Source organism: Deltaproteobacteria bacterium, from assembly GCA_003696105.1.
GTDB lineage: Bacteria > Myxococcota_A > Polyangia > Haliangiales > J016 > J016.
Map to the genome: position 1 here is coordinate 1 of RFGE01000037.1, position 4,659 is coordinate 4,659.

The 4,659-nt window shown below is 72.1% G+C and carries 3 protein-coding genes; all 3 read left to right on the forward strand.

The genetic code is table 11. From position 1 onward, the window contains the following. On the forward strand, nucleotides 1–2,327 hold a 2,327-nt coding region (locus tag D6689_02410; GenBank protein ID RMH44403.1), incomplete at its 5' end, for a hypothetical protein. Nucleotides 2,328–2,460: 133 nt separating this feature from the next. After that, nucleotides 2,461–3,399 carry a hypothetical protein gene (locus D6689_02415; protein RMH44404.1) on the forward strand — a complete coding sequence of 313 codons (939 nt, stop codon included), beginning with the start codon at nucleotides 2,461–2,463 and terminating at the stop codon, nucleotides 3,397–3,399. Nucleotides 3,400–3,618: 219 nt separating this feature from the next. After that, nucleotides 3,619–4,659 (forward strand): AAA family ATPase (locus tag D6689_02420; GenBank protein ID RMH44405.1); only part of this gene is annotated, 1,041 nt, incomplete at its 3' end.

Here is a 4,659-nt window from a genome sequence, read left to right on the forward strand (position 1 = left end):
GCGCGACCGACGCGCGGCCCGCCGCGCCCGACGCCGACCGCGACGGCGATGCCGGCGCGAGCGACGCGCGTCCCGCCGCGCCCGACGCCGACCTCGAACACATGCTCGAGCGAGCCCGCGCGCTGGAAGACGGCGGCAACCTCGATGCCGCGATCGGCCAGTATGAGTTGGCCAGCGCCGCCCACCCGACCGACGATCGTCCGCTGGCGGCGCTCGAGCGCATTTACGGCGCGCGCGGCGATACGGACGCGCTCACCGAAGTTCTCGGCCGGCGCATCGTCGCCGCGGCGTCCGGCCGCGACCGTGCGCAGCTGTGGTACCGGCGCGCCAAGCTCTACCGGGACGTCCTTCACCGCGAGCCGGAGACCTATCGCTGCCTGAAGGAAGCGCACGCCAACGATCCGACCGATCGGGACATCGCCTACGCGCTGCGTTCCGTCGCGATGGCGCGCGGGGAATGGGCTCTCGCCGCCGAGTTGCTGTACCGGGAAATCGACTCCGCGCCGACCGACGTCGAGGCGGCCGCGCTGCACCTCGAACTCGCGATGATCTACGACGAGAAGCTGTTCGACGCGGGCCAGGCGCGGGTCAACTACGAGCAAGCGCTGGCGCTCGACCCCGACATTCCCGCCGCGCCGGCGCCCCTGGCGCGCCTGTACGAACTGGCCGGACGCCACGAAGACGCCGCGCTGATGGGCGAGCGCGCGGCGCACCACGCGCGGACCGACGACGAGCGCAGCCACATGCTTCGCCGCGCCGGCGCGTGCGCCGAACGCGCGGGCAAAAAGGAGCTGGCGCGCCGGCTGTACGGACTGGCCGCCCTGTACGCCGCCAACGCCGCCGACAGCGACGCGGCCCACGCATCCGCGGCCCGCGTCGGCGTCGCGCCAGACGACTGGGCCGCGCACGCGGAGCTGCTCGAGATGCGCGTGCGCGAGACGGTCGATCCGGACGAGCAGCGCGACCTGCGCCACCGCCTGCTCGACCAGGCCGTCGCCGCCGGCGACGCGGCCGCCATCCGCCGTCACGCGGGCGAGCTGCTCGAGCGCGACGGCGGCGACCTCGCCGCGTTCGTCGCGCTCAAACGCGCCGCGTCCGCCGCCGGCGACTGGTCGGTCGTCGCCAACGTGTTGCGCACGAGGGCCTCCGCCATCGACGACCGGGTCGAACGCGCGGCGCTGCTGTACGAACTCGGCCGCCTCTACCTCGATCGCCTCGACGATTCCGGCGGGGCGATCACGGCGCTCGAGCAGGCGCTTCACGCCGACCCGAACCACCCCGGCGCACTCGAGACCCTCGCCGACCTCGCCTATCACAAGACGGACTGGGTGCGCGCTCGCGAGCTGTATGCGCGCCTGCGCCCCGAGTCGTGTTCGCTGCCGCCCGACGTGCTCGCCTACCGCCGCGGAGAGATCGCCGAAGCGCTCGCGGACATCGACGAAGCCGCCGCCGCCTACGCCGAGGCCGTGCGCCTGTGCCCGTCCAACCGCATCGCGCTGTCGGCGTTGGCGCGCGCGGCGCTGCAGCTCGGCGACATCGACACCGCCGTCGATGCGTCGCGGGCGCTCGTCGACCTGATGCCGCCGGACGACGTTGCCGGCGTGGTCGCGGCGCGAATGCAGGTCGCCGAGCTCAGCCGCCGCGCCGGTCGCGTCGCCGACGCGATCGACCACTACGAAGCCGTGCTGGCCGAGCAGCCCGACCACGTCGCCGCCCTCGAGCCGCTGGCCGAGATGTACGAGCAGGCCGAGCGCTGGGCCGACCTGACGCGGACGCTTTCCGCGCTCGCCGCGGCGGCCGCGTCGCCCGCCGAACGGGCGACGATCGAATACCGCATCGGCGAGATCTACCGCGCGCAGCTCGGCGATCCCGAGCACGCGGCCGAGGCCTACCTGCGCGCCATCGATCTCGATCCGACCAGCGCACCGACCCAGCGCCGCCTCGTCGACCACTACGTGGCCGCCGGCGACCTCGCCAGCGCGGCGGAAATGGTGCGCGAACTCGACGCGCGCGACGCGCTGCTCAGCCCCGAAACGGGCCAATCGACCCTCGCGCGTGCCGCGGTGGTCGCCGGGGCGACCGGCGACCGTGGCCTCGCCATCCGCATCGCGGACCGCATCGGCGATGCCGGCGTACTCGCCGCCGCGCTCTTGCAGGTCGCACGCGGCGACCGCGGGCGCATCCCGGCGTTAGCCGCCCTCGTCGAGGATCTCCAGCGGGCGCAGTGCGCGATCCGACGGGCCGACCTGGTCGCCGCGCTCGCGGCGGAGCCGGCCGACGGCGACGGCACAGCCGACGCGCTGATCGCCGCGCTCGCCGGCGGCTGACGGCGCGGCCGGCGCGGCGATCGTCCGACCAGTCGGCCGGCAGCCGCGGCGCGGACACGGCCGCCGGCTCCCGCGTTTGACACCCCGTCACGGCGAGGCGATAGTCCCCCCGCAACGGGGCGCACGGCCTGCGATGGGGCAGTCAGCCCTCAGCGGGACATTTGGGAGGATGCATCGTATGACCTTTCGCTCGACTGGATTCGCCGTGGCAATGGCGTGGCTCGCGAGCTGTGGTGCCGCGCCGCAGGGGATGCAGACCGGCATCAAGCGCGGCGACCTTCAGGGTGCGCAAGCCGAGCAGTACCGGCAGCTCGTCGCCGAGGGCGACGCCGCGTGGGAGCAGCGCGCCGATCGCGCCAAGCTCGAACAGGCGATCGCCAAATGGGAGGCCGCCATTCGGCTCAAAGACGACGATGCCGACACGTACCTGAAGCTGACGAAGGCGCTGTACGAGCTGGCCGACGGCTGGCTCGCGTTCGACGACGGCCAGACCGAGGCCTACCTGCAGACGCACCTCAAGGGCGTGCAATACGCGGAACGCGGCATGGCCGCCCTGTCGCCCGAGTTCGAGAAACGCCGGCGCACCGGCGCCAAGGTCGAGGACGCGGTCGCCGTGCTCGGGCGCGATGGCGTGCCGCTGATGTACTGGTACGCGTCGAACATGGGCAAATGGGGCAAGGCCAAAGGCTTTTCGACCGTCCTCAAACACAAGGACGCGATCTTCAAGATCGTGAGCCGCGTGTTCGAACTCGACCGCGACTACTTCTACGGCGCCGCGGACCGCTACTTCGGCGCGTTTTACGCGGTCGCGCCGGCATTCGCCGGCGGCGACCTCAAAAAGAGCTACGAGCACTTCCAGGAGAGCCTCAAGCGCGGGCCGAAGTACCTCGCGACCTACGTCCTCATCGCCGAGCTGTACGCCCCCAAGGCGCAGGACCCGAAGCTGTTCGACGAAAACCTCCGGTTCGTGCTCGACGCTCCGCTCGACATCCTCCCGGGCCTCGAGCCGGAAGCCGCGATCGAAAAGAAGAAAGCGAAGCGGCTGCTCGAGCGCAGAGACGAGTTGTTCTGACCGGGCGGCCGCCGCGCCGGCACCGCCTCCCCGGGTCCGGCCGCGGGCCGCCCGCGGGCCGCGGCCGCGCCGGCACGGCGCCGCGGCGGCGCCCGCGACTGCGATCGCGGGCTTCGGCCGGCCAGGCGCGACCGCCGGCGCCGCGCTCCGGATGGACGCGGAGTTCCACGGGCGATTCCGCCCCCTTGCGGCAGACGTAGTGGTGCTTACATTGCGGGCATGCTCATCGACAAGCTCACCGTCAAAGCGCAAGACGCGCTCGCCCGCAGTCGCGAAATCGCGGCCCAACACGGCCATCCGGAAGTCCGCCCCGAGCACCTGTTGTCCGCCCTGCTCACCCAGGAAGACGGCCTGGTGCCGCGGCTGCTCGCCCGGATCGGCGCCGACCCCGCCACCGTATCCCGCCTGCTGAACCAGGCGCTCGACAAGCTGCCCAAGGCGCAGGGAACCGCGCTCGACATCGGCATGTCGCGCGACCTCAAGCGCCTGTGGGAGGCCGCCGGCAAGGAGGCGGCGAAGTTCAAGGACGAGTACCTGTCGACCGAGCACTTCGCGCTCGCGCTGTTGTCCGGCTCCGGCTTCGGCGCGGCCACCGAGGCGCTGCGCGCCGCCGGCGTCGATTACGACTCGATGATGCGGGCGCTGTCGGAGATCCGCGGAACCCAGCGCATCGTCGACCCGGAGCCCGAAGGCAAGTACGAGGCGCTCGAGCGCTACACCCGGGATCTCACGCGGCTGGCCTCCGAGGGCAAGCTCGACCCGGTCATCGGCCGCGACGAGGAGATCCGCCGCGCGATGCAGATCCTGTCGCGGCGCACCAAGAACAACCCGGTGCTCGTCGGCGAGGCCGGCGTCGGCAAGACCGCGATCGTCGAGGGCATCGCCCAGCGCATCGCAAACGGCGACTGCCCCGAGTCGCTGCGCGAAAAACGCATCCTCGCGCTGGACCTGGGCCAGCTGATCGCCGGCACCAAGTACCGCGGTGAGTTCGAAGACCGCCTCAAGGCGCTGCTCAAGGAGATCACGTCCAGCGACCGCGGCATCATCCTGTTCATCGACGAGCTGCACACGCTCGTCGGTGCCGGGTCCGCCGAGGGCGCGGTCGATGCCGCCAACATGCTCAAGCCGGCGCTCGCGCGCGGCGAGCTGCGCTGCATCGGCGCCACGACGCTCGACGAGTACCGCAAGTACATCGAGAAGGACAAGGCGCTCGAACGCCGCTTCCAGCCGGTGATGGTGGACGAGCCGTCCGTCGAGGAC